Here is a 21884-nt window from a genome sequence, read left to right as displayed (position 1 = left end):
ATTCACTGAATTTTCTACTTCATCGCCAATTTACCGCGGAAGCGCACATACGTTGCATAATCGATCTCCGTGCGACGCTTGATATATTCCTGAGTCTTCGTGGCGAGGTTTTGTCTGGCAGAGACTTTATCAGTGACGGTAATGTCGAAGGCGTCGGACCCGGCTCCGGAGCCGAAAGAGACGACAAGAATCCGCTCACCGGGCTGGGCGATGTCGAGAGTCGCAGTCAAACCGATCATTGCTGCGCCTGCGTATGTGTTTCCAATGATCGGCACGAGCAGACCGGGTTCGATCTGATCCATCGAGAAACCGAGTTGACCCGCAACACGCTGCGGAAACTTTGTATTCGGCTGGTGGAAGACCGCCCACTTGTAATGTTTGGCGGTGGTGCCAGCCGCTTCCATGAGATGCGTTGCGGCTTCGGTGATGTGCTTGAAGTAGGCGGGTTCGCCGGTGAAGCGCATGCCGTGTTCTGGATATTTCTGATATTCGCGCCGCCAGAAGTCGGGCGTATCGGTGACGTAGGAATACGAAGCATTGATGACCGCCAGCGACTCTTCGGCGGGACCGACAATATACGCGCCACCGCCCGCGCCAGCGGTATATTCGAGCGCGTCGCCGGGTTTGCCTTGCGCCGTATCCATGCCGATTGCCATGGCGTAGTGACCCATGCCCGAGCCGACCAAACCCATCGCAGCGACGAGCGCCTCTGTGCCAGCCTTGCAGGCGAATTCCCAGTCTGCGGCTTGGGTGTTCGGGACGGCTCCAATGGCTTCAGCCACGAGCGTGGAGGTTGGCTTGACCGCATACGGATGCGACTCCGAGCCGACCCACACGGCACGAAGTTCGGTCGGGTCGATTTGAGCGCGCATCATTGCATTCCGCGCCGCCTCAATAGACATCGTGATCACGTCTTCATCCAGCCCGGGGACGGCTTTCTCCTTGATGGGGAGTCCGCCCGTCTTGCCCGTCCATACGCGGGCGACTTCTTTTGCGGGCAGACGGTAACGCGGCACATACGCGCCATAACCGACAATGCCAACCGGCTTGACGGGTTTAAGTAAAGTAGGGGAAGGTTGAGGAGTTGTCATTTTTTTTCCTGAGTAAGTAAGAGGATTGTAGCGGGTGAGGGCTTGCAAAAGCTATCTTGTTATTTTAACTTGAATCACGGATAGAAAACCCTGTACACGGATTACACGGAATGCACGGCTTCTCACGGATTTTTTAAAATTTTTTCCGTGATAATCTGTGAAATCCGTTTTTTCCGTGTCCTGAACTTCCTTTTTTTATTCATTACTAATGTTGTTGAATAGTTCAATTGTTTGAATTAACTCATGCGGAAGATTCACCACATAATCCGGCTCTCCCATTTGTAACATCTCCAAACTCTGATGTCCCCAAGTGACGGCAACGCTGACTACTCCCACTTCTTTCGCGGCGCGGACGTCGCTCAGCGAGTCGCCGATCATGAAAACGGATTCCTCCATAAACCGCTTCCGCGCCAGTGATATTTTCTGCGCCTTCGAGCCGGGCGTGTCCACACCGTAAACGGCATGGACGAGACTGTCCAATCCGTGGTGGGTGAGAAAGGCGCGGACGTTCTGTGCTGTATTTGTCGTCACGATGGCGAGTTTATGGCTGGTTGAAAGATGACGGATTACATCATTCAATCCGTCAAAGATAGCGGGCGGAGATTCTATTTCTGCGAACAGGTTCAGGCTGATTTTAACGAATTCGTCCAGAAGATGCTCAGGTACATCACAAGCCCGTCCGAAGGTATCAAATGACATCACTTCGAGATGGCTCAGGTCATCTTTGGTGACAAAATGATTTACACCCAATTGATTGCAAGCCTCCTGCCCGAATCGTATCAGGTCGTCAAGTGTGTCCGCAAGAACACCGTCAAAATCAAAAATAACAAGCGCCATGAAGATTCAAAAACTTTGAGGTTAAGATGTGTATTGCCCCATCGCTTCATTTGCGAACGGTCTGTCACTCATTTGGTAAATGTCAGCCATCTTTTCCATATCCAAATTGACCCGGATGAACTCAAGCTGGGTAATCGATTTTTCAAAGGTAAGAATGGCATATTCTGCCCAGGGATCGAGCAATTTTTGCTCACTGATCTGTTCGTGATTGTATGCCACGCCGACACTGCCCGGGTTGAAGTAAAAGTTCCGGCTGTCCCGCAGGCGGCGGGTATATTGGAGATGGACATGTCCGCCGGTGAGAATATGGTCAGCGTGCGGTTTGAGAGTTTCCTGGAACTCATCCTCAGGAGTGGATGGCAGGAGGATCTGGTCGAACGATGCAGGTGAGCCGTGGAAAGCGAGCAGGCTCTTGCCGTTTTCCAAATCGGCAGTGACCGTTGGTTGAAATGCGTCGATGAATGCATAGTCCTCCTTGCTCAGTTTGCTCAACGACCACTCGCGGACGATGTTCAATTTCTTCCGGCGTTCTTCTGAGATCAAATGCGCATCTGTCTCGACCCCGGTCAGCAGCCATGCATCAGAATTCCCCATCACGATGGGGCATTTCAGTTCGCGCAAAAGTTGGACGGTTTCATGTGGCTGCGCTCCGCCTTGAACCATATCGCCATTGCAGACGATATGATCAAAGTCTTTCCTTTTTGCATCCGCCAATACGGTTTCGAGCGCCAGGCAGTTTCCATGAACATCGGATAAGACAAGGATTCTCATTTTATTTTCCTTTATGTATACCAAAATTTTGACATCAACCCAGCCTGCCTGAAAACCTCCGCGACCTGCTCCATGCTGCGCCCGTGATATTCGGGCGACATGCGGTTGCCGTACCAAAGTTTGGAAAGCTCCCATACTTGTTGGATATTGAGCATCTCGCCGCGTTCGAGATCGTTTCGTTTACACCACTTATCAACCCATTCTTCCGACCGGAAGAGAAGCATGGTTGCTCAGGTGAAGACAAGGTCATCGTACCAGCGGGCGAAAGGCAGGGGGAAGTGGATTAGTAATTGGGAATTGGTAAATTGGTGATTGGTAATTTGCCCATCTTTGATTTCGATGCGGACGGTATCGTTGCTCCCTGTGCAAACTGCGTCAATGAGGGCGTCACAATGCAAAGCGGCAGGGATGCCGAACATGTCCCAGGCGCAGTTGGCGAAGTAGGTCTTGTCATTGGCAAGGACTTTGAAATCGGTGGGAATGCCTGAGAACGGATTTGCCATGCGGATAGCCATCTTGTCTAAATCGAGGAACACAGCGTGGCGGTTATGAAGTTCTTTATAAAATTCTGTGGCTTCTTCAATTGAGGTTCCAAAATGCGCGGCGGCTTCATCCACGCGAGGTGGGCGGGTGGCTTCTGCAATGTGTGAGTAAACAAAATAGCGGATTTGCCAGAGAAGATTATCCTCTTTCATCTTTCCGCTTTCTATCTTCCCAACACCGCTTCAATAATCCCAACATACCCCCGCGCCGTCTTTTCCAATTCAAGCAAACTAAGCTGTTCATCCACCACGTGCGCGTCCCCTTCCGCGCCGGGACCAAAGCCAATGGTTGGGACGCCCGCTGTGCCAATGCTGTAAGCGGCGTTGGTGCAGAATCGGTAGGCACCCAGTTTCGGGTCCAGCCCTGAGGCGCGAAGTCCTTTTAATGCCATTTGCACAAACTCGTTATCTTCATCCAACTCCCAAGCCGGGAAGAATTTATGCGCGGTTAGCGTTTCGCCTGTGTAGGTGATGTGGTCGCTTTGCGCGATTCTTGCCGTGAAGTTGACATCCTTCAGTGCAGACAATGAAGTAATTTCATTCAACACACCTTCAGGTGTTTCACCTGGCAGAAGGCGGCGATCATAGGTCGCTTTGCATTTGGCGGGGATTACAGAGTAAGCGGGGTAGGGCTCCGAAATGATGTCGGTGAGCGCGTAAATTCCCGGACCCATCAACGGATATTCCTTGACCTGGAGTTTTTCGATCTCTGCGATGACCTTCGTCATCAAATGAATAGCGTTGATGCCCAATTGCGGCGACGATGAATGCGCAGGCTTGCCAATTGCTTCAAGATGAATCTCTGCCCGTCCGCGCCCGCCGCGTGCCAGGTTGAGTTGGGTCGCTTCGCCGATCACGACATAATCCGGCTTGACCTCGTCCATCACAGCTTTGAGCGCGCCGCCTTCGTAAACCTCTTCCATCACTGAAGCCGAAATTACCACTGTGCCCCCGAGTTTGTTTCTGTCCGCGCTCGCCGCCGCGTGGATCATCGCCGCAAGTGAACCTTTCATGTCCATCACGCCGCGCCCGTACATGTGTGTGTCGGTCACTTCGGCGCCGAAAGGGGCGCGAGTCCAGACGGACCCGGGAGCGATTCCCACCGTATCAGTGTGCGCATCAAAAAGCAGAGTCTTACCCGCCTGCGCCCCGCGGATCATTCCCACGGCGGAACCGTATTTGTCAACCCAAACCTTATCAAAGCCGAGAGCGTTCATCTCGTCCACGACGAGTCTCGTGACCGCGCCTTCCTCACCAGACAAACTGGGCTGGCGGACGAGCTTTTGTGTAAATTCAATTAAGGCTTCGGTATCCATGAGTCACCATTTACCAATCTACTAATCTACCAACTTACCACTTTCTACTTTCCACTCATCGTCTTCAAAATCTCTTCCGCCCTGTCAATTCTCACAACCTTCTCTGCCACCATTTGCGCCGCAACCTTTTCGATCAAATCACCTTCCGCACCTGCGGCGATCGCAACTTGACGCGCATGCAGTGACATGTGTCCGCGTTGGATGCCTTCAGTGGCGAGAGCGCGGAGAGCTGCCATATTCTGAGCCAGTCCCACTGAAACGATGATCTCAGCTAATTCATTGGCAGTTTTTACACCCATGAGTTTGACTGCGGCTTGCGCCGCCGGGTGGACTTTGGTCGCTCCGCCGACGATGCCAACCGCCATGGGTATTTCGAGCGTGCCGACGAGGTTGCCTTCACTGTCTTTTCCCCAGGTGGAGAGGGAGGTGTAATGTCCGTTTTTGACGGCATAGGCATGAGCGCCCGCTTCAATGGCGCGCCAATCGTTGCCTGTGGCAATGACCACCGAGTCCACGCCGTTCATAATGCCCTTGTTGTGGGTAGCGGCGCGGTACGGGTCCACGGCGGCGAAGGCGTAGGCGGCGATGATTCCATCGCGGACAGATTCACCGGAGAAGGTATCGAAAGCTAATTCTTTTACGGGGATTGTACAACGTGCGCGGGCAATGCGCCTATCTGCGAGGTTGGAGAGAATGCGCAGGTGAACTTTCCCGCCGGTGATGGCTTCGATCTTTGGCGCGAGTCTTTCGCAAGCTGTATTGACCGCATTCGCGCCCATCGCATCACGGACGTCATAGATTAGATGAACAACCAGGAATCCGCCAATTGGCGAATCTTCGAATACTCGAACATCGAGGTCTCTTGCACCGCCGCCGAACTTTTTGAGGATCGGGTCAATCGAGTCCGCTTCGGCGAGCAGTTCGGCTTTCTTCTCGTATATCTTTAGTTTTGCTTCATTGAGATTGGGCACATTAATGACCTGCATCTGCCCGATCATGAGCGGGTCGGTGGTGGTGGCTTGGTATCCGCCGCCTGCGCGGGCAAGTTTTGCCATAAACGAAGCGCCTGCCACAACAGACGGTTCTTCAAGCGTCATCGGCACGAGCACATCACGTCCGTTGACCATGAAGTTCAGCGCAATGCCCAATGGCAGGCTATGGAGACCGATCACATTTTCGATCATGTGGTCGGCGGCTTCAGCGGAGAGCCCGCCTGAGGTCCACGCGCCAAGATCGGGCGGAGTCTGAAGCGAGAGCGCTTCCTCAATTTTCGCGCGACGCTCTTCGAGCGTCATGTTATAAAAACCAGAGATTCGGGATGTTGTCATATTGTGTCCTATGCTAACAATTTCCTGCTGGCAAATTCTATCAAATAACAGGTCTTGGTATAATTTGCAGGAGGAGTTTGGATGCTTCTAACCCGCGAGCAATTACAGGAACGCCTCTTTGCGCTTCATCGGGCGAGCCTTGAATTGGTTAAGGATGTTTCGCTGGATACCTTGCTGGAAAGGATCGCATCCACTGCCTGCGAACAGGCGGGGGCAAAATATGCCGCATTGGGCGTTCTGGATGAAAAAGGGAAACTCGAAAAGTTCATTTCCGTAGGCATGACCCGCGACGCGGTCAAGCGTATCGCGCATCCGCCGGTGGGACGCGGCTTGATCGGGGAATTGATGGACACCGAATCCCCCCTGCGTGTTCCCGTAATTCAAAATCATCCCAAGTCTGTGGGTTTTCCCGATCACCACCCAAGGATGGTCTCCTTCCTGGGTATGCCAATTCGGACGAGTGACCGCCAATTGGGACAGATCTACCTGACCGAGAAAAAGGACGCCGATGATTTCTCGTCGGACGACGAGATGATCATACAAATGCTCGCCACATATGCGGCGACCGCCATCACCAACGCGCGGTTGATCGAGAACATGATGGAACGTGACGCCGCGCTGACCCGTCGCAATGTGGACATGAACCTTTTGAACGATATCGCCTCTGCGTTGACCTCCAGCCTCGATCTCAACGAAATCCTGAACAAAGCCCTCGGGTTGGTGATGAACTATTTGAAAATGGAAGCGGGGGAGATCTTCCTGCTGGAAGAGGATAAGACCACATTACGCATGATGCTCCACCGCGGGGAAGCCGCCGAGGCGTTTTGGACGAGAAACTTGTTCCAGGTGGGTGAGGGGTATCCGGGAATCGTTGCGAAAATTGGGCGTCCAATGATCAGCACAGACCTCGCCAAGGATGAAAGTTTCCTGCGCAAGGCGGTGGTGAAGGCCGGTTTTCGGCAAATATTGAGTATTCCTCTTATTTCAAGTGAAAGCGTGATGGGTGTGATGAGCGTCGCCACGCGTTCGAAGGCTCCGTTCGAAGATCGAAGCGTTCAGATGCTTTCCGCGGTCGGAGCATGGGCTGGACTTGCCATCGAAAATGCCCGATTACACGCCAATGCGCGTCGGTTGGCGGTCTTGGAGGAACGCAATCGCATCGGTATGGACCTTCATGACGGCATCATTCAATCGATTTACGGGGTTGGGCTGGGTTTGGAAGGCGCAAAACACCTTGTCATTGAAGATTCGGACGAAGCGAAGGCAAAAATCGACCATGCCATCGAGGGTTTGAACCAGGCAATACGCGATTTACGAGCGTATATTCTCGATTTAAGACCCCGCCAGCTCGGAAACGACGGCTTAATGAACGGAATCAAGCGCCTGATCACTGAATATCGCGCAAATACATTCTCTGAAGTGTTATTTACATCGCCCGAATCCGAGATGAAGGAGTTGACTCAGGCTCAATCTCTCGCATTATTTCACATATGCCAGGAGGCGTTGGCGAATTCCGCCAAGCATGCGAAGGCAAAAAACGTCCGAATTTCGCTTTGGACGACGGAAGATCGCGCCTTATTGGAGATCAACGATGATGGAAAGGGCTTTGATGTTGAAAAAATGTCCACATTCATCGGTCACGGACTTGCCAATATGCAGACTCGCGCGCGTTCATCGGGTGGTGATGTCGATATTACATCGATTCAAGGCGAAGGAACGACGGTGTTGGCATGGGTTCCGCGCGGAATCAAACAATGAAACGCGCAAAACATTCATGATCACAAATTGAATCGCAGGATTTTGAGTCTCATCCGATTTGAATCGTGAATGTTGTTCATGAACATTTATTAACATAGAAATATCATGCTTATGTCGATTCCGCCTCCAATACCCATATATGGGGGTAGGCGTGCGGTAATTGGGCGCTCATGGCTGAAACGCTTGTTCTAGTAAAAAATCAGGTTTAACTTGAAATCATAAAGATTCTTTAAGATGGGATAATCTTAAAAAAACAAAAATTTTTAACTTCACGTAGGTCTAACGACTATTATTCATTGGGATATTCTGCTAGAATAAGCGCACGCTGAAATAACGGATGTTTGCTTGATAGAGTTCATCCGCTGATCCCAGAAAGAAGAAGTACAACAGATTCAAACGAAAACTCGAAAAAGCCGCCCAGAAAGGCGGGTTAGTTTCATCTACGTCAAAATTTCGGAAATCTTGAACATCGAGGAACAACTATGAACGCTGAACAGGCATGGCAAACCGTCCTTGCGCAACTCCAAATGGATATGCCGCGCGCATCCTTCGATACCTGGGTGCGCGATACCCGCCCCGTTGGCTACGATAACGGGATGCTGACGGTAGGAGTCCGTAACGCCTACGCGCGCGACTGGCTCGATACGCGCCTTGCCGCCACTGTCAATAAGCTTTTGATCGATACGTTGAACTCGAAAGTGTCGGTGAAGTTCATAGTTTCCCAATCGGAAGATATCGCTTCCACTTTGGACCCCGATCCGGCACCCGCTTCGATTCAAATTACTCCGCCTGAGCCAAAACCCCGCCATGTGACCTTAAATCCGCGCTACACTTTTGACACCTATGTGGTCGGTTCGGGCAACAGGCTTGCACATGCGGCTTGTCAGGCGGTCGCAGACAAGCCTGCGAGGGCGTACAACCCCCTCTTCCTTTATGGAGGCGTCGGACTCGGCAAGACCCATCTCCTTCACGCCATCGGCAATGCCTGTCACGCCAGCGGGTTGAACGTCCTGTACGTTTCATCAGAGGAATTCACCAACGACCTGATCGCCGCCATCCGCACGCACACCACGCAGGCTTTCCGCGAAAAATACCGTTCTGCCGACGTGCTTTTGATCGACGACATCCAGTTCATCGCCGGGAAGGAATCCACGCAGGAGGAATTCTTCCACACCTTCAATACATTGCATGGGCAGGACAAGCAGATCATCGTTTCGTCCGACCGGCCGCCAAAATCACTCATCACGCTCGAAGAACGGCTGCGCTCCCGCTTCGAGTGGGGGCTGACTGCCGATATCCAGGCTCCAGACCTCGAAACCCGGCTTGCCATCCTCCGCTCCAAAGCCGAACGGACCGGCAGGCAAATTTCGGATGAGATCCTCGAAAGCATTGCCCAGCGCGTGCAGTCGAACATCCGCGAGCTAGAAGGCGCTCTTAACCGCATCATCGCCTACGCGGATTTGAGCGGGGCATCTCTCACCCCAGACCTTGTGGAAGTGGCGCTGGCGGATCTGATGCCGTCAAAAAACGACATTCAACCTAATCACGTTGTCGACCTTGTTGCACGAAAATTCGGTTTAACTGCTGAAAAACTGCTCGGGCGCGACCGCACCAAGGAAATAGCCTTGCCGCGGCAGATCGCCATGTATCTCCTGCGCGAAGAGGCGAAAATCTCCTTTCCCCAGATCGGTGAAGTCCTCGGCGGGCGGGACCACTCCACGGTGATGTCTGCCTACGAAAAGATCAAGGAACAGATTCATGCAGATAGGCGGCTGGAACAAGATATCGCCTCGATCAAGCAGCAACTATACAATCAGTCTGTGGTCGTATAAATTGGCCGGAATCCAAACAGGCGCATCTCAATCGGATGCGCCTGTTATTTTTTCATGAAATTGATTGTTCGAAAATTGTGTGAAATTAATTTCGCTCCGTCCATGAAGGATGGGCGTATTTCTCGTTCACCAACTCCTCCGCGCGTCGAAGTTCGGAATGGGCCAGCTCCCCGTTCTCGAAACGGATTCCCAACTCCGCTTCGAATCCATAGACGAAAGCCTGGGCGGCCTGTTCCCAACTTGAATCCACGCCGTGAGCGGATCTGACCGTGGTTGCCCGCGCCAGCAATCTTTCCTTCGCGTTTTGCCTTTTTGACTCGTTTTCGAAAACCAGGACGTCGCAGATACGGGATAGGTCGCCGGTCAAGGGAAGCGAGCCGTGCTGGAGTACGCCTTCCTTCCTGCGCGCCTGAGCCGAACCGATCAATTTCCTTCCATTCACAGTGATCTCATACGTTGACGGCACTTCGAAGCAGACGGGGTTCAAATTTTGCTGGGAATGTCCGTCTTCAGATTCTTTTACCTCGACAGGCACGTTTAATGATCGCACAGCATAAGACAACGCTTTTGCCAGCCGGTTGTAGGATTCAAGCACTCCGCCTGAAAGGACGGGTTCATCCGCGGGACCGGCCACAGAGTAGGTCAACTCGTCGGTGTGCAGGATCGCCCGTCCCCCGGTCACGCGGCGGACGACATCCCAGCCCCGGGCGCGCAGTCGCTCCACATCCACATCCCTGAAGGGTTGGGCGTGACCAAGGGAAAGACACGGCGGATTCCATGAATACAAGCGCAGTGTCGGCTTCGACTCGCCGCGAAAAATAGATTCGAGGATGGACTCGTCCACAGCCATGTTCCATGCGCCGGTGGCTGGGGAAGTGTAAAGGAGACGCCAGATTGACATGGTTTTATATTCTTAGAAATTTCTCCGCCGCATCTTCGAGGGTTCTTTCATCAAGGTGTTCCAATGGCGGGCGAACCGCCCACAGCGGCAATCCATGAATTTTGTGAAGTAATCCTTTGAGGATCGGCGCGATGGGGGAGAATTGCTCCAGAAAATGTCTCTGGTCTGTCACCTTTGCCTGAACCTTCGACGGGTCCCGGCCTTCTTGGAACATGTCCCAGATCTTTCGTAAATTATCGGAGATCAAATTTGCCGGGGCGGTAATCGCGCCTTGCGCGTGATTCTTCAGCGCGTGATGAAAATAGGAATCTGTCCCGTTCAGGACAAGCAGGTCTTTTCCAAAACGCTCCCCGAGGGCGGTTGCGAACGACTCATCATGCGAAGAGTCTTTGACACCTGCAAATCGATCCGGGAATTTTGTTTTAAGCCGTTCCAACAAATCCAGTGAAAAGCCGAGACCCGTCATCGGCGGGATGTGATACCCAAGCAGATATTTTCCCTGCGGTACGGCTTGCTCGATCAATTCGCTGAACCACTGGAACAAGCCGTCCTCCGTTGCCTTGCGGTAATAATAGGGCGGGAGGACAACTGTCCCGTCATAGCCTAGGTCGTAAGCGAGTTTTGTCAACTCGATGGTCTCTGAAAGGCTGGATGTCCCTGTCCCCACCAATAATTTAAAATCCCGTATTTGATGACGGATCACCCGGATGGATCGAAGAACCGCTTCGCGTTCGCGGGGCGAGAAGGATGGACCCTCCCCCGTCGTTCCAAATAACAATGCCCCATGACATCCCCGTTCGGCAAGGAAGTGGAGAAAACCGGCGAGCAGTTCGAAATCGAAGGCGGTATCGGGTCTGCCTGGCGTTTTGGGGATGCCGAGATAGGGAGTAACCGCGGCGGCGTATACACCGGAAAGGGGGTGGAGGTCGGTCATGATATTCTCTTTTGAGTATAGGGAATGACGTATCGCCTTAACGTGTTTACCTTGCAAAAGGCTTGAATGCAATAAGTATCATTGGAGATGGATTTACTCGTTTTCTTCGATGAATTGTTTTGCGGCGGTCTCCGGTGGCTGGAGCGGTTGGCCTTCCTCTTGATACAAATAGTGTTGATGGTCGAGCGTCCAAAGATAAAGATCGCCTTCGGTTTTGCCGGGGAAATCCTCCAATAATCCGCTTTGACGGATGATGTTCACAATGGGCAGGTAGACCTTGTCGTACCAGTGCTCGACCGCTTCACGCTCTGAGATATTGCGTTTGAAATCCAAACCCATGAAATAGCGGTGCACGGCGATGTGCTCCAGCATGCGGGTGAAACCGTCAGGGACGTTAAGCTTGATGTCCGCATCCGGGCGGAGTTTATCCAAGCCTGTCCGCTCGAGAAAATCCACTTTAGCGCCTAGGATTTCCAGGTCTTCCGGCTTGATCTCGGGGGTGATATTGACCCGTGTGGCGCATTCGCGGACCTCGGCTTCGATGAATTCCTGTTTTTGCTCACGCGCGACAGATACGCGGTGATGTCCATCCACAACGAAATAAACCTGCCCCGCCTTGTAGAGCACCACGGGAGGGAGGTGGATATCCTGGTAAAAGGCGCGGTCCACTTTTTGCCACCTTCCGGCAAGCTGATCTTCCTTGGGGAGGAATGCGTTATCGAACTCATGATACCGGTTCAGACTCCCCGCAATCTGGTCCACCCGGACAGTTTTGACACCCCTGTAAATGGGACCTCCGATCTTCAACTTCTCCTTGACGGCATCGTACGAAAGAAGGGTGGTGCGCTGGCCGGAAAGCACCGAAAAAACCTGGTTGATGAATGACTTGAAACGCGCGCGGCTGAAATCGGCGCGAACCAGGGAATCGAGTTCATTGGGCATGGTCTGCTCGCTTTTCTTTATTGATTGGGTCTAAAGTCGAAAATTCGATCACTTTGTAAGGATAGACATTGATTATGGTCGTGCATCCGAACCCTGTCTCCTTTTTGGCGATGTTACTGCGATAAAAGTGAGTGTGTCCATGCAGGTGGATGCGGGGACGGGCGAATCGGATCAGCCAATTGATGGCGCTCAGCCCATGATGGGGTTGATCGGTATCGTCATGGATGCCTGAGGGCGGTGAATGACTGATAAGAATATCAAGGGCGCGCCCGTATCGGAGCCGGTTGGAAAGGAGTCGGGGTATCATTCCGAATGCCCTCAGGTACGCTTCCCATTGGGTGTATTGGTTGGTCCCATCGGGCCGGTAGCGCACGGAACCGCCGAAGCCGCCGATCAATATATTTTTATGACAGAATGTCTTGAGGTCCAGATTTGAGCCGCCTTCTGCTTTCGAATTCGAATCTCGAGGATTGAAATCAGGGTCGTGATTCCCTGGCACATAAAACAATGGCGCATTCAGCACCGTCACTAGAAATTCGAGATAGGTATAAGGCAGGTCACCGCAACCGAGAATCAGCCCGACGTCGCTGAAATGACCGTTCGACGCAAGGGAATAGACGCGTTCGACTACCTGATCGCTGACTGCGAGGATTTTCACAGACCTTGATTGTGCCGTAGTTTATGCGCCATTGCAAGGCAGAAATCCCTGTTTTTTTCAAAATTGCAATACCCAGCCGGAGCAAATACCCTTATAATTCACAAATTCGGATTTATTGATATGGAAACTAGAAACATCACATCTCCCATCGGTCCTTATGGTTCGGGTTCGGGTGATCAGCCGGGGCGCAAGCAATTGCTGGCCGGTGTGACGCTGGTCAACCGATATTCCATTCAGGAGGTGATCGGGATTGGCGGCATGGGCTCGGTTTATCGCGCCCGGGATATGCACTTCCCGAATGTGGTGAAACTGGTGGCGGTGAAGGAGATGATCAATATGGCGCCGGATCTGCTCGTGCGCCAGACGATCGTGCAGAATTTCGAACGCGAGGCGAATCTGCTTGCCACTCTCCACCATCCTTCCATACCGCGGATCTACGATTATTTCTCCCACGACGATCGTTCCTATCTCGTGCTTGAATTCATTCAAGGCAGGGATCTGGAGGCGGTCATCAACGATGCGGACGGCTTCCTGCTGGAGGACCAGGTCATTAATTGGGCGATCCAGCTGTGTGACGTGCTTGCTTATCTGCACAACCACAAACCGGAACCGATCATTTTCAGGGATATGAAACCGTCCAATGTGATCATCAACCACAACGGGGACGTGGTCCTTGTGGATTTCGGCATCGCTAAAACTTTTCAGACGGGCATAAAAGGCACAATGATAGGCACCGAGGGTTATTCTCCGCCCGAGCAGTATCGCGGCGATGCCACTCCTCTCGCGGATATCTACGCCCTTGGCGCGACCCTGCACCACGTCCTTACCCGCCGCGATCCGCGTTTGGAGCCTCCCTTCACATTCGCCGAGCGGCCTGTACGCAGGATCAACCCGAATACTTCCATCGAACTTGAAGCGGTTGTGAACACAGCCTTGCAATACAATCCCACAGAACGATTTCAAACCGCCGATGCGATGAAGGACGCGCTGATGGGTGTCGCGCGAAAAACCGGCGTTCTTGAAAAACTGACTTCCACCGCGCTGCCCACGCCTGTCAGCAGTGGGGTAAAACCCGTATGGGATTTCAAATGCGAGGATGAGATCCGCGGAACACCGACCCTGCACCAGGGCATATTGTACGTTGGTTGTTATGATAACAACCTCTACGCCTTGAACGCTGCTGACGGCAAGTTCCAGTGGAAGTATCCGACGGATGGCGGGATTGTCTCCCGCCCGTTAGTCTATGAGAACAACGTCTTTTTCTGTTCGGAAGATCAACGGCTGCACGTCATTGGAGCGCGCTCGGGCAAACTCTTGTGGACGTATTACACTGATGGCAGGATCTACTCCTCACCGCGCATCTCGGACGGACATGTCTTCTTCGGATCCGACGATAATGACCTGCATGCGGTCAATGTCAATAGCGGCAGGCCGGTCTGGAAATTCTCCACCGACAGCCCGATCCATTCCACACCTTTGATCGCAAACGAGATGATCTACTTTGGGACGGAAAGCGGCTCATTCTACAGCCTCGATTTTCGCGGCGCGATGAAATGGCGATTCCAGGCGAAACGCGCCTTGACCTCCTCCCCGGTCAATAAAGGACAGGCGATTTATGCCGCCTCACTCGATGGTACCCTCTATGCCCTGGATGCCAAGAGCGGTTGGGCGATTTGGAAGTTCCGCCTTGGAAAGGGGACGATTTCTTCGCCTGCGATCGCTGACGAGTTCATCTTCATCGGCGCAGCAGACGGCTTTGTCTATTGCGTCGATGTGCGCACGGCGAAGGAAGTCTGGCGCTATAAAACAGACAACCAGATAAGCAGCTCCCCGGCGATTTACAAGGATTCCCTCTATATTGGTTCTGTAGACGGAAATATGTACTGCCTTGAGTACCGCACGGGCCGCCTTCGCTGGAAATTCGAGACCAACGGCCCGATCACCGGCTCGCCCGTCGTTTTTGACGATATTGTGTATTTCGGTTCGACGGACCATCATGTTTACGCGTTATTTGCTTGAATGGTTACGTGCTTTTCGCCTAAAAGGAGAACTTGTGGCTGATTTATTCCGAAAGTTATTTGGCTCAAAAGAGGATACAAAACCCCGGCAAGCAGATGCCGTCACCACGGCCCCGTTGACCGACCAGCAGATTCAGTCGATCATCTCCAGCCAGGCTCCCCGCTATGAGATTCGGCAGTTGGTGGCAAGCGTCGGACAATCCGTCGGTAAACAACGCGATCACAATGAAGACAGCCTGCTTGCGCTCACCACCACGATCTCCGGGAGCCCCGAGAGCATACCATTTGGTCTGTATATCGTTGCCGATGGAATGGGCGGGCATCAGTTTGGCGAAGTGGCAAGCAACGCGGCTGTCCGAATCGTCGGCGGCAATATTGTCAATAAGTTTCACTCGTATTTGTATAAACTTCCTGCGCAATCGCTTCAGGAATCCCTGCAAGAGGTCATGGAATCCTCCATCATGGAGGCGCATCAATACATCCAGAGAGAAGCGCCGGGTTCCGGGACGACAGTTACAGCCGCGCTCGTGCTTGGCCATCAAATTACCCTGGGGCACGTGGGCGATAGCCGCGCGTATGCGATATATCCTGATGGCAGGTTGGATTCGCTCACCCGTGATCATTCGCTCGTCAAGCGGCTCGAGGAACTTGGGCATCTCAGCAAGGATGAGGTGGATAGCTTCCCTCATCGCAATGTCTTGATCCGCGCGCTGGGCCAGGGTGAGACTCTTGAAGCGGATATCTTCACCATCCCGTTCCCGCAGCCGGGCTACCTCATGATATGCAGCGATGGGTTGTGGGGTGTGGTTAACGAAAAGGATGTCGTTCGCATCGTCAACGAGTCGCCCAACTTGCACCGCGCCTGCCAGAGCATGGTCGAGGCTGCGAATGCCGCGGGGGGGCCGGATAATATTACGGTGATTCTTGCTCAAATCGTAGGATAACTTCCGACATGTCCGCCAGCCAGCCCGATCATTACGTCACGCTTGGGGTCTTGCGTGATGCCACACAGGAGGAGATTCGACGCGCCTATCTCGAGGCGGCTCAGCGATTGCATCCGGATAAGAACGTGGCGGCCGGCGAAACCGAAATATTCCTCAGCGTCCAACAGGCGTATGAGGTGCTTTCCAATCCAAAACGGCGGGCGCAATACGATGCCACCCTCCCGCCTGAAGTCCCTGTCGCGAATAAATTCATCCGTCACGAGGTTTACTACAGCCGCCCAAGTCTTGTGCAGATCAAGGAGGACCAGCTTCTTTACATCCTGCTGGAGATCGAACCTTCGGAAAAACAATCCGGGAGCCTTCCCGCTCCACCTCTGAATCTTTGCCTTGTGTTGGATCGCTCGACATCGATGCAGGGCGACAAGATGGATGTCCTCAAGGCGACAGCAGTTCAGTTGATGCGGACTCTGCGTCCGCAGGATGTACTCAGCATCGTCTCCTTCAGTGACCGTGCAGAAGTGGTTGTGCCTGCTTCGATCAATCTGGATCGGAGGAAACAGGAAAACAGCATCCAGATGATGCAAACGTCCGGGGGCACGGAGATTTTCCAGGGGTTGGAGGCGGGTATGAAGGAGATCCGCCGCACACTTGACCCGTCGAGAGTCAATCACATCATCCTTCTTACCGATGGGGAAACCTACGGGGATGAGCAGGCCTGCCTGAACCTTGCGGAAGAGGCTGCTCAACAAAATGTTGGTATTACCGGCATGGGGATCGGTTCTGAATGGAACGACATCTTTTTGGACGCATTGGCAGGCAAGACCGGCGGTTCCTCTGTATACATTTCGGAACCAAGGGATATCGAAAGATTCCTGGTCGAGAAATTCAAAGCGCTCACCAGCACATATGCAGATGAAGTGCTGCTTGAATTCAGCGAACAGGAGCACATAAAGCTCAATTTTGCCTTTCGCCTTCAGCCGGAGGGCAGCCAAATCGAGGTAAGATCGCCTATGCACCTGGGTCCGATCCTGCGGGATACGCCCCTGCATATCCTCCTCGAACTTGTGGTCAGGCCAACTGCGCTTGAGAATCACGATGTCCTGCTTTTGGATGGACTCTTGAAGGCGTCTGTTGTCTCCCAGCCTTTGCCGGTTCCTCCAATTCGGTTCCGGCTGATCCGGAATGTCTATCCAGAACCCAAAGCCGAACCTCCGCCGACAAAAGTACTCAAGGCGCTTTCCCGCCTGACTCTTTACCGAATGCAGGAACGGGCGCAGGTGGCGGCCAGTCAGGGGCGCCATGATGAGGCGGCGCGCCACCTGCAAAATCTTGCCACCCACCTGCTTTCGCAGGGTGAGACGGGCATTGCAAAAACCGCCTTGCTAGAAGCGCAAAACCTGGAAAACCAACGTGCCTGGAGCGAATCGGGCAGCAAGGATATAAAATACAAAACCCGGGCGCTGTTATTGGGCAGTGGCAAGGAGAAACCAACATGATCATCTGTTCCAATTGCAAGCATGCCAATATGACCGGCGCATTGTTTTGCGCTGAATGCGGCGCACAACTCATCGGAAGGGATACATTGACGACCCAGACGATCGCGACAGAAAACCTCAAATACACCAGCCAACGCACCACTGGGGAGATGAGCGGGCCCGTGGAGGGAGAGGATGCATGGGCGAACCTCTATCTTCTCGATACCGGTCAGGTCCTGCCGCTTTCCTCCCGGAATGAATTCACCATGGGTAGAATCAGCGAGGGGCAGCCCATCATGCCGGATATCGACCTTTCGCCCTATCAGGCGTATGCGGCGGGGGTTTCGCGCCTGCATGCGGTCATCCGGCGCAACGGGGAAAAAGTTGCCTTCATGGATCTCGGATCTGCGAACGGGACCTACATCAACGGAAACCGAATGACTCCAAATACCGAGCAGATGCTCAAGCATGGCGATATTCTTGCGCTCGGCAAAATGAGGATTCAGGTCCTGATCGAAAAAGAGTAATTACAAGGAGAACGAATTGACATGGCATTCACCGTGATCCTGCATATACCCAATGAGGTATCCGTCGCCGGGGAAGTGGAAGACCTTCCCAAACCCACTGACAATATCATTGTCCTTACCAACCCGCGCCAAAAGGACGGGAAGGACCTGCACTATATCGACCCCGGTACCGACAAGGTCATCTGGCCTCTTGCCAAGGTGAGTTTCATCGAGATCCTCGGAGACGCCCAGGACGAAAAGATCATCGGCTTTGTGAGGGAATAAATGGCAGATTTAGACAGGAGGCGCATTCTCGTTGTGGATGACGAGGAGCGCATGGTTCGCTTCATCCGCATGAACCTGGAGCACGATGGCTTCCAGGTGGGGGAGGCGTTCAATGGAAAGCAGGCAATCCAAAAGATCCGTGATTTCACCCCCGACCTCATCCTTCTCGATGTGATGATGCCGGATATCGACGGCTTCGATGTCCTCGAAACCATTCGTGATTTTAGCAATGTGCCCGTCATCATGCTCACCGCCAAAGGCGAGGAGGATGACCGCGTCCGCGGGCTGGAGCAGGGAGCGGATGATTACATCACTAAACCGTTTAGTCCGCGCGAACTGGTCAGCCGCATCAAAGCCGTTCTGCGCCGCACCGAAGGCGCCACTGGCTCCATGCACGGATTGATCGAGATCGATAAGCGCCTCAAGATCGACTTCGAACGCCGCGAGATCTGGCTGGAGGGCAAGCTCGTCAAACTCCGTCCGACGGAATATCGCCTGCTTTATCACCTGGTTCAAAACGCTGGCTGGGTCGTCTCTCATGACCAGTTGCTCCAAAAAGTATGGGGCTATGAATATCGGGACGAACCGCACTACGTCCGCCTGTATATCAACTACCTCCGCCAGAAACTGGAGAAAGACCCGGCAAACCCGGTCTACATCCTCACCGAGCGCGGAGTGGGCTATCGCTTCGTCGATTTCAAAAGAAACAAAGAATAGCCGGCACAGGCATGTTGACCTGTCTTCTCTAACAAAATGAATACAAAACGCTTGTGTTCTTCTAACGCAGGCGTTTTAAATTAGGGGCATGAAACAAACCAAAACTCAAAAGGAGGTACCTATGTCTAATTTAATTCGTTGGGAGCCCGCTCGCGAGATGATGACCCTGCGTGAAGCCATGGATCGCCTCTTCGACGACGCGTTCACCCGCCCGCTCAGCCTCACCGGCAACAACTGGTCCATTCCCGCCGTGGATATGTACCAGACCGATAATGAGGTCGTTGTGAAAGCCGCCCTCCCCGGCATCAAGGCGGATGAGGTCCAGATCAACGTCACCGGCGAAGTCCTCACCATCAAGGGCGAAGCCAGGCAGGATAGTGAGACGAAGGAAAAAGCGTATCACATCCGCGAACAGCGCTGGGGCGCCTTCGAACGCTCGATCGTCCTGCCCACCGAGGTCGTGGCCGACAAGTCCAAAGCGGATTTCGAGAACGGCGTATTGACCATCACGCTTCCCAAAGCGGATGAAGTCAAACCCAAGACCATCAACATCAAGACCAAATAAAACCTCTTCCCATCCATGTCATTCTGGGCGAAGCGATGAATCTCCCGCTCCATTTCAGGATGACGCCGATTATGAAACAGGAGTCGAACATCGACTCCTGTTTTGTTATGATATACGGGATACTGGAGACTTTAACACATGACCCAAGCCTTTTCCTCCCTTCGCATCAACCCGGACCGGATGCTGGATTCCTTCAACCAGTTAGCCTCCATCGGCGCCACGGCTGATTCGGGCGTGGACCGGCCCACCTTCAGCGAGGCGCACCTTGCCGCCCGGAAGTGGTTCCGTGATCACATCGAACAAAGCGGATTCGAATTCCGCACCGATGGGGCGGGGAACCATTTTGCTGTATTACCATGCGACGATCCCTCCGCGCCAACGCTGATTCTCGGTTCGCATTTGGATTCTGTCCCAAACGGCGGGCGGTTCGACGGCGCTCTCGGTGTAATGGCCGCACTCGAAGTGTTGAAAACGGTCCGAGAAAACAGGATCAGGCTAAAAGTCCATTTGGAGGCGATGGATTTCACCGATGAAGAAGGCACGCTTGTCGGTCTACTTGGCAGCGCGGCGCTTGCCGGCCACCTTCATCCCGATGATTTGCAAAAACCGCGCGGCGGACGGGGGAAATTGCTAGAAGGGATGCAACGGGCAGGGTTGAATGAATCCGGCATGTTGAATGCGGCACGAAGGAAGGAAGACTTGGCAGGTTATTTGGAACTGCACATCGAGCAGGGAAAAAGATTGGAACGCGCGAATATGGATATTGGCATCGTTAATGCCATTGTCGGCATCTGGTCATATCGTTTAACATTCATCGGCAAGGCGGATCATGCCGGTTCGACGACAATGGAAGACCGGCGTGATGCGTCATTGGGCTCGAGCGCGTTCACATTGGCGGCGCGGGAAATGGTCATGCGCAAATTTCCGAATTGTGTGGTGAACGTGGGTCGAATGGAGTTCGCGCCGGGTGCCTTCAACATTGTCCCTGCGCAGGTGGATGTGTCTCTCGAATTTCGCTCGCCGGATGAAGAACAATTCGACCGGTTGAATCAAGCCTTGCTCGAATTGGCGGAACGCGAAGCCGGACGCTTCGGTTTGAGTCTGAAGACTGAATATCTTGGCAGGCACTCGCCAAGCCTGATGGATGAAACCATCCGCAACAACTTTGCCGAGGCTTGCAATGACCTTGGATTGTCGCATACGCCTCTTCCCTCCGGCGCCGGTCATGATGCTCAATCGCTTGCGGATGTGTGCCCCGTGGGGATGATCTTCGTCCCATCGGTGGATGGAGCGAGCCACTCTCCGCGCGAGTTTACCGAGTGGAAAGATTGTGTCAACGGCGCGAACGTACTTTTGCAGGCGGCGCTGCGTTTGGGAAGCGGGTAAAATAAGCCAGTCCATTCATCTGTGGTGAAAACACCAGGATTCCCCATGAAAATCTTCGACCCAAAATACAATTCCATTCCCAAGACCGAAATCCACTGCCACCTTGAGGGCGCGATTCGCACCCAGACCATCATCGACGTGGCGAAGGAATTCGACATTTCCCTGCCTTCCTATGAGGTGGAGGAATTGGACAAGCACGTCAAGGTCCTCGACCAGATGGAAGACCTGCAGGCGGTGCTGGAGGCGTTCGATATTTTCCAGCGAAGCATCACATCGCCCGCGGTTGTCGAAAGGATCGCCTGGGAGCTCTTCGAAGACTGCGCAAAACAGAATATCAAACTCTTCGAAGTGCGCTTTTCGCCCGATTGGGCGTTCCATGGTCATAATCTGGACTGGGATGCCTGTCTCGAAGGTTTGCTCCGCGCGCAGGCACGTGCGGAAAAAGAATTCGACATGGCGATCGGCATGGTCGCCATCACATCCCGAAGCATGGGCGCTGAATCCTGCGTCAAAACCGTGGATTGGGCGATCAGGCATAGGAAATACATCCAGGCGGTTGATCTTGCGGATGGCGAAAAGATCTACCCGGCAAGGGATTTCATCAGACCGATTCTCAAGGCAAAAGACGCCGGGCTGAAAGTCACCATCCATTCGGGCGAAGATACGCCCGCCTCTTATGTGGCTGAGACCATCAGGAATTTCCAACCGGACCGTATCGGCCACGGAATCCACAGTATCGAAGACATGAAGGTTGTCGAACTGATCGTCGAGCGCGGAATCACCCTCGAGGTGAATCCCTGGTCGAATTACCTGACCAACTCCGTCCCGACGATCGAGGCGCATCCGCTCAAAAGATTGTTCGATCTTGGCGTGCGGGTCACGATCAACTCGGACGATCCGGAAGTGCTGGAAACCAATGTCAACAACGAATATCGAATCGCGCACGAAATCCTTGGCATGAGCATGGAGGACATCCACACCTGCAATCGCCTTGCTTTCGAGTCGTCGTTTATCGACCCCGCCAAAACCAAACCCCTTTGGGAAAAGTATTTTGCATGAGGAGAAAGGGAGTTGAAAG

Annotated in this window: 22 protein-coding genes; 11 read left to right on the top strand and 11 right to left on the bottom strand. The window is 53.2% G+C overall.

All coding sequences use genetic code 11. The annotated features are described in order from the left end of the window. Positions 1–14 precede the first annotated feature (14 nt). From HS100_21205 to HS100_21175, 7 genes are all read right to left on the bottom strand, one after another. Complete coding sequence (locus HS100_21205) at positions 15–1091, bottom strand: hydroxymethylglutaryl-CoA synthase (GenBank protein ID MBE7436448.1); 1077 nt, start codon at positions 1089–1091, stop codon at positions 15–17. A gap of 195 nt (positions 1092–1286) precedes the next feature. Next, the gene (locus HS100_21200; GenBank protein MBE7436447.1) at positions 1287–1928 is read right to left on the bottom strand and encodes an HAD family hydrolase; all 642 of its coding nucleotides are present in this window, start codon (positions 1926–1928) and stop codon (positions 1287–1289) included. Positions 1929–1949: 21 nt separating this feature from the next. Continuing rightward, positions 1950–2699, bottom strand: coding sequence for a metallophosphoesterase family protein (locus HS100_21195; protein ID MBE7436446.1), 750 nt, complete (start codon positions 2697–2699; stop codon positions 1950–1952). 11 nt (positions 2700–2710) lie between these two features. Beyond that, entirely contained in the window at positions 2711–2923 is a 213-nt protein-coding gene (locus HS100_21190; protein ID MBE7436445.1) for a hypothetical protein, read from the bottom strand. A gap of 6 nt (positions 2924–2929) precedes the next feature. Then, the gene (locus HS100_21185; protein MBE7436444.1) at positions 2930–3394 is read right to left on the bottom strand and encodes a hypothetical protein; all 465 of its coding nucleotides are present in this window, start codon (positions 3392–3394) and stop codon (positions 2930–2932) included. 11 nt (positions 3395–3405) lie between these two features. Beyond that, positions 3406–4557, bottom strand: a complete 1152-nt coding sequence (locus tag HS100_21180) for a YgeY family selenium metabolism-linked hydrolase (protein ID MBE7436443.1) — start codon at positions 4555–4557, stop codon at positions 3406–3408. A 44-nt stretch (positions 4558–4601) separates the two neighbouring features. Further along, a complete protein-coding gene (locus tag HS100_21175) occupies positions 4602–5885 on the bottom strand; it encodes a hydroxymethylglutaryl-CoA reductase, degradative (GenBank protein MBE7436442.1) in 1284 nt (427 codons plus the stop codon). Between the two features lie 81 nt (positions 5886–5966). Between HS100_21175 and HS100_21170 the strand changes: the two genes are divergently transcribed. Both HS100_21170 and dnaA read left to right on the top strand, forming a co-directional pair. Further along, positions 5967–7643, top strand: a complete 1677-nt coding sequence (locus HS100_21170) for a GAF domain-containing sensor histidine kinase (GenBank protein MBE7436441.1) — start codon at positions 5967–5969, stop codon at positions 7641–7643. A 482-nt stretch (positions 7644–8125) separates the two neighbouring features. After that, positions 8126–9475, top strand: coding sequence for a chromosomal replication initiator protein DnaA (dnaA, locus tag HS100_21165; GenBank protein MBE7436440.1), 1350 nt, complete (start codon positions 8126–8128; stop codon positions 9473–9475). An 85-nt stretch (positions 9476–9560) separates the two neighbouring features. Here the strand turns inward: dnaA and HS100_21160 are convergent, their stop codons facing one another. From HS100_21160 to HS100_21145, 4 genes are all read right to left on the bottom strand, one after another. Beyond that, on the bottom strand, positions 9561–10376 hold the full coding sequence (locus HS100_21160) for a lipoate--protein ligase family protein (protein MBE7436439.1): 816 nt from the start codon (positions 10374–10376) through the stop codon (positions 9561–9563). A 4-nt stretch (positions 10377–10380) separates the two neighbouring features. Beyond that, on the bottom strand, positions 10381–11310 hold the full coding sequence (locus HS100_21155) for a dihydrodipicolinate synthase family protein (protein MBE7436438.1): 930 nt from the start codon (positions 11308–11310) through the stop codon (positions 10381–10383). A 93-nt stretch (positions 11311–11403) separates the two neighbouring features. Next, a complete protein-coding gene (locus HS100_21150) occupies positions 11404–12252 on the bottom strand; it encodes a hypothetical protein (GenBank protein ID MBE7436437.1) in 849 nt (282 codons plus the stop codon). Next, complete coding sequence (locus HS100_21145; protein MBE7436436.1) at positions 12242–12910, bottom strand: metallophosphoesterase; 669 nt, start codon at positions 12908–12910, stop codon at positions 12242–12244. Before HS100_21145 ends, HS100_21150 begins: the two co-directional genes overlap by 11 nt. Before the next feature lie 120 nt (positions 12911–13030). Between HS100_21145 and HS100_21140 the strand changes: the two genes are divergently transcribed. From HS100_21140 to add, 9 genes are all read left to right on the top strand, one after another. Next, entirely contained in the window at positions 13031–14929 is a 1899-nt protein-coding gene (locus tag HS100_21140) for a serine/threonine-protein kinase (GenBank protein MBE7436435.1), read from the top strand. A 34-nt stretch (positions 14930–14963) separates the two neighbouring features. After that, the gene (locus tag HS100_21135; protein ID MBE7436434.1) at positions 14964–15872 is read left to right on the top strand and encodes a serine/threonine-protein phosphatase; all 909 of its coding nucleotides are present in this window, start codon (positions 14964–14966) and stop codon (positions 15870–15872) included. 8 nt (positions 15873–15880) lie between these two features. Then, on the top strand, positions 15881–17368 hold the full coding sequence (locus HS100_21130; GenBank protein MBE7436433.1) for a VWA domain-containing protein: 1488 nt from the start codon (positions 15881–15883) through the stop codon (positions 17366–17368). Continuing rightward, the gene (locus HS100_21125; protein ID MBE7436432.1) at positions 17365–17874 is read left to right on the top strand and encodes an FHA domain-containing protein; all 510 of its coding nucleotides are present in this window, start codon (positions 17365–17367) and stop codon (positions 17872–17874) included. Before HS100_21130 ends, HS100_21125 begins: the two co-directional genes overlap by 4 nt. Before the next feature lie 21 nt (positions 17875–17895). Continuing rightward, positions 17896–18138 (top strand): hypothetical protein, encoded by a 243-nt coding sequence (locus HS100_21120; protein ID MBE7436431.1) that lies wholly within the window; start codon positions 17896–17898, stop codon positions 18136–18138. Continuing rightward, entirely contained in the window at positions 18139–18855 is a 717-nt protein-coding gene (locus tag HS100_21115; protein ID MBE7436430.1) for a response regulator transcription factor, read from the top strand. Positions 18856–18976: 121 nt separating this feature from the next. Beyond that, entirely contained in the window at positions 18977–19420 is a 444-nt protein-coding gene (locus HS100_21110; GenBank protein MBE7436429.1) for an Hsp20/alpha crystallin family protein, read from the top strand. A 138-nt stretch (positions 19421–19558) separates the two neighbouring features. After that, positions 19559–20806, top strand: a complete 1248-nt coding sequence (locus HS100_21105) for a Zn-dependent hydrolase (GenBank protein MBE7436428.1) — start codon at positions 19559–19561, stop codon at positions 20804–20806. A 45-nt stretch (positions 20807–20851) separates the two neighbouring features. Then, positions 20852–21865: an adenosine deaminase gene (gene add / locus HS100_21100; GenBank protein MBE7436427.1), complete on the top strand. Its 1014-nt coding sequence runs from the start codon at positions 20852–20854 to the stop codon at positions 21863–21865. Positions 21866–21884 lie beyond the last annotated feature (19 nt).

It is taken from the genome of Anaerolineales bacterium (assembly GCA_015075725.1).
GTDB lineage: Bacteria > Chloroflexota > Anaerolineae > Anaerolineales > Villigracilaceae > Villigracilis.
The sequence above is the reverse complement of the archived record's forward strand: the minus strand, read 5'-3'. Positions and strand labels throughout refer to the sequence as shown.

Coding starts and splice junctions, on each gene's coding strand:
- HS100_21155 (MBE7436438.1), bottom strand. CDS start 11,310: ATGACCGACCTCCACCCCCTTTCCGGTGTATACGCCGCCGCGGTTACT.
- HS100_21105 (MBE7436428.1), top strand. CDS start 19,559: ATGACCCAAGCCTTTTCCTCCCTTCGCATCAACCCGGACCGGATGCTG.
- HS100_21115 (MBE7436430.1), top strand. CDS start 18,139: ATGGCAGATTTAGACAGGAGGCGCATTCTCGTTGTGGATGACGAGGAG.
- HS100_21130 (MBE7436433.1), top strand. CDS start 15,881: ATGTCCGCCAGCCAGCCCGATCATTACGTCACGCTTGGGGTCTTGCGT.
- HS100_21190 (MBE7436445.1), bottom strand. CDS start 2,923: ATGCTTCTCTTCCGGTCGGAAGAATGGGTTGATAAGTGGTGTAAACGA.
- HS100_21125 (MBE7436432.1), top strand. CDS start 17,365: ATGATCATCTGTTCCAATTGCAAGCATGCCAATATGACCGGCGCATTG.
- HS100_21205 (MBE7436448.1), bottom strand. CDS start 1,091: ATGACAACTCCTCAACCTTCCCCTACTTTACTTAAACCCGTCAAGCCG.
- add (MBE7436427.1), top strand. CDS start 20,852: ATGAAAATCTTCGACCCAAAATACAATTCCATTCCCAAGACCGAAATC.
- HS100_21200 (MBE7436447.1), bottom strand. CDS start 1,928: ATGGCGCTTGTTATTTTTGATTTTGACGGTGTTCTTGCGGACACACTT.
- dnaA (MBE7436440.1), top strand. CDS start 8,126: ATGAACGCTGAACAGGCATGGCAAACCGTCCTTGCGCAACTCCAAATG.
- HS100_21150 (MBE7436437.1), bottom strand. CDS start 12,252: ATGCCCAATGAACTCGATTCCCTGGTTCGCGCCGATTTCAGCCGCGCG.
- HS100_21140 (MBE7436435.1), top strand. CDS start 13,031: ATGGAAACTAGAAACATCACATCTCCCATCGGTCCTTATGGTTCGGGT.
- HS100_21120 (MBE7436431.1), top strand. CDS start 17,896: ATGGCATTCACCGTGATCCTGCATATACCCAATGAGGTATCCGTCGCC.
- HS100_21195 (MBE7436446.1), bottom strand. CDS start 2,699: ATGAGAATCCTTGTCTTATCCGATGTTCATGGAAACTGCCTGGCGCTC.
- HS100_21180 (MBE7436443.1), bottom strand. CDS start 4,557: ATGGATACCGAAGCCTTAATTGAATTTACACAAAAGCTCGTCCGCCAG.
- HS100_21170 (MBE7436441.1), top strand. CDS start 5,967: ATGCTTCTAACCCGCGAGCAATTACAGGAACGCCTCTTTGCGCTTCAT.
- HS100_21110 (MBE7436429.1), top strand. CDS start 18,977: ATGTCTAATTTAATTCGTTGGGAGCCCGCTCGCGAGATGATGACCCTG.
- HS100_21160 (MBE7436439.1), bottom strand. CDS start 10,376: ATGTCAATCTGGCGTCTCCTTTACACTTCCCCAGCCACCGGCGCATGG.
- HS100_21175 (MBE7436442.1), bottom strand. CDS start 5,885: ATGACAACATCCCGAATCTCTGGTTTTTATAACATGACGCTCGAAGAG.
- HS100_21185 (MBE7436444.1), bottom strand. CDS start 3,394: ATGAAAGAGGATAATCTTCTCTGGCAAATCCGCTATTTTGTTTACTCA.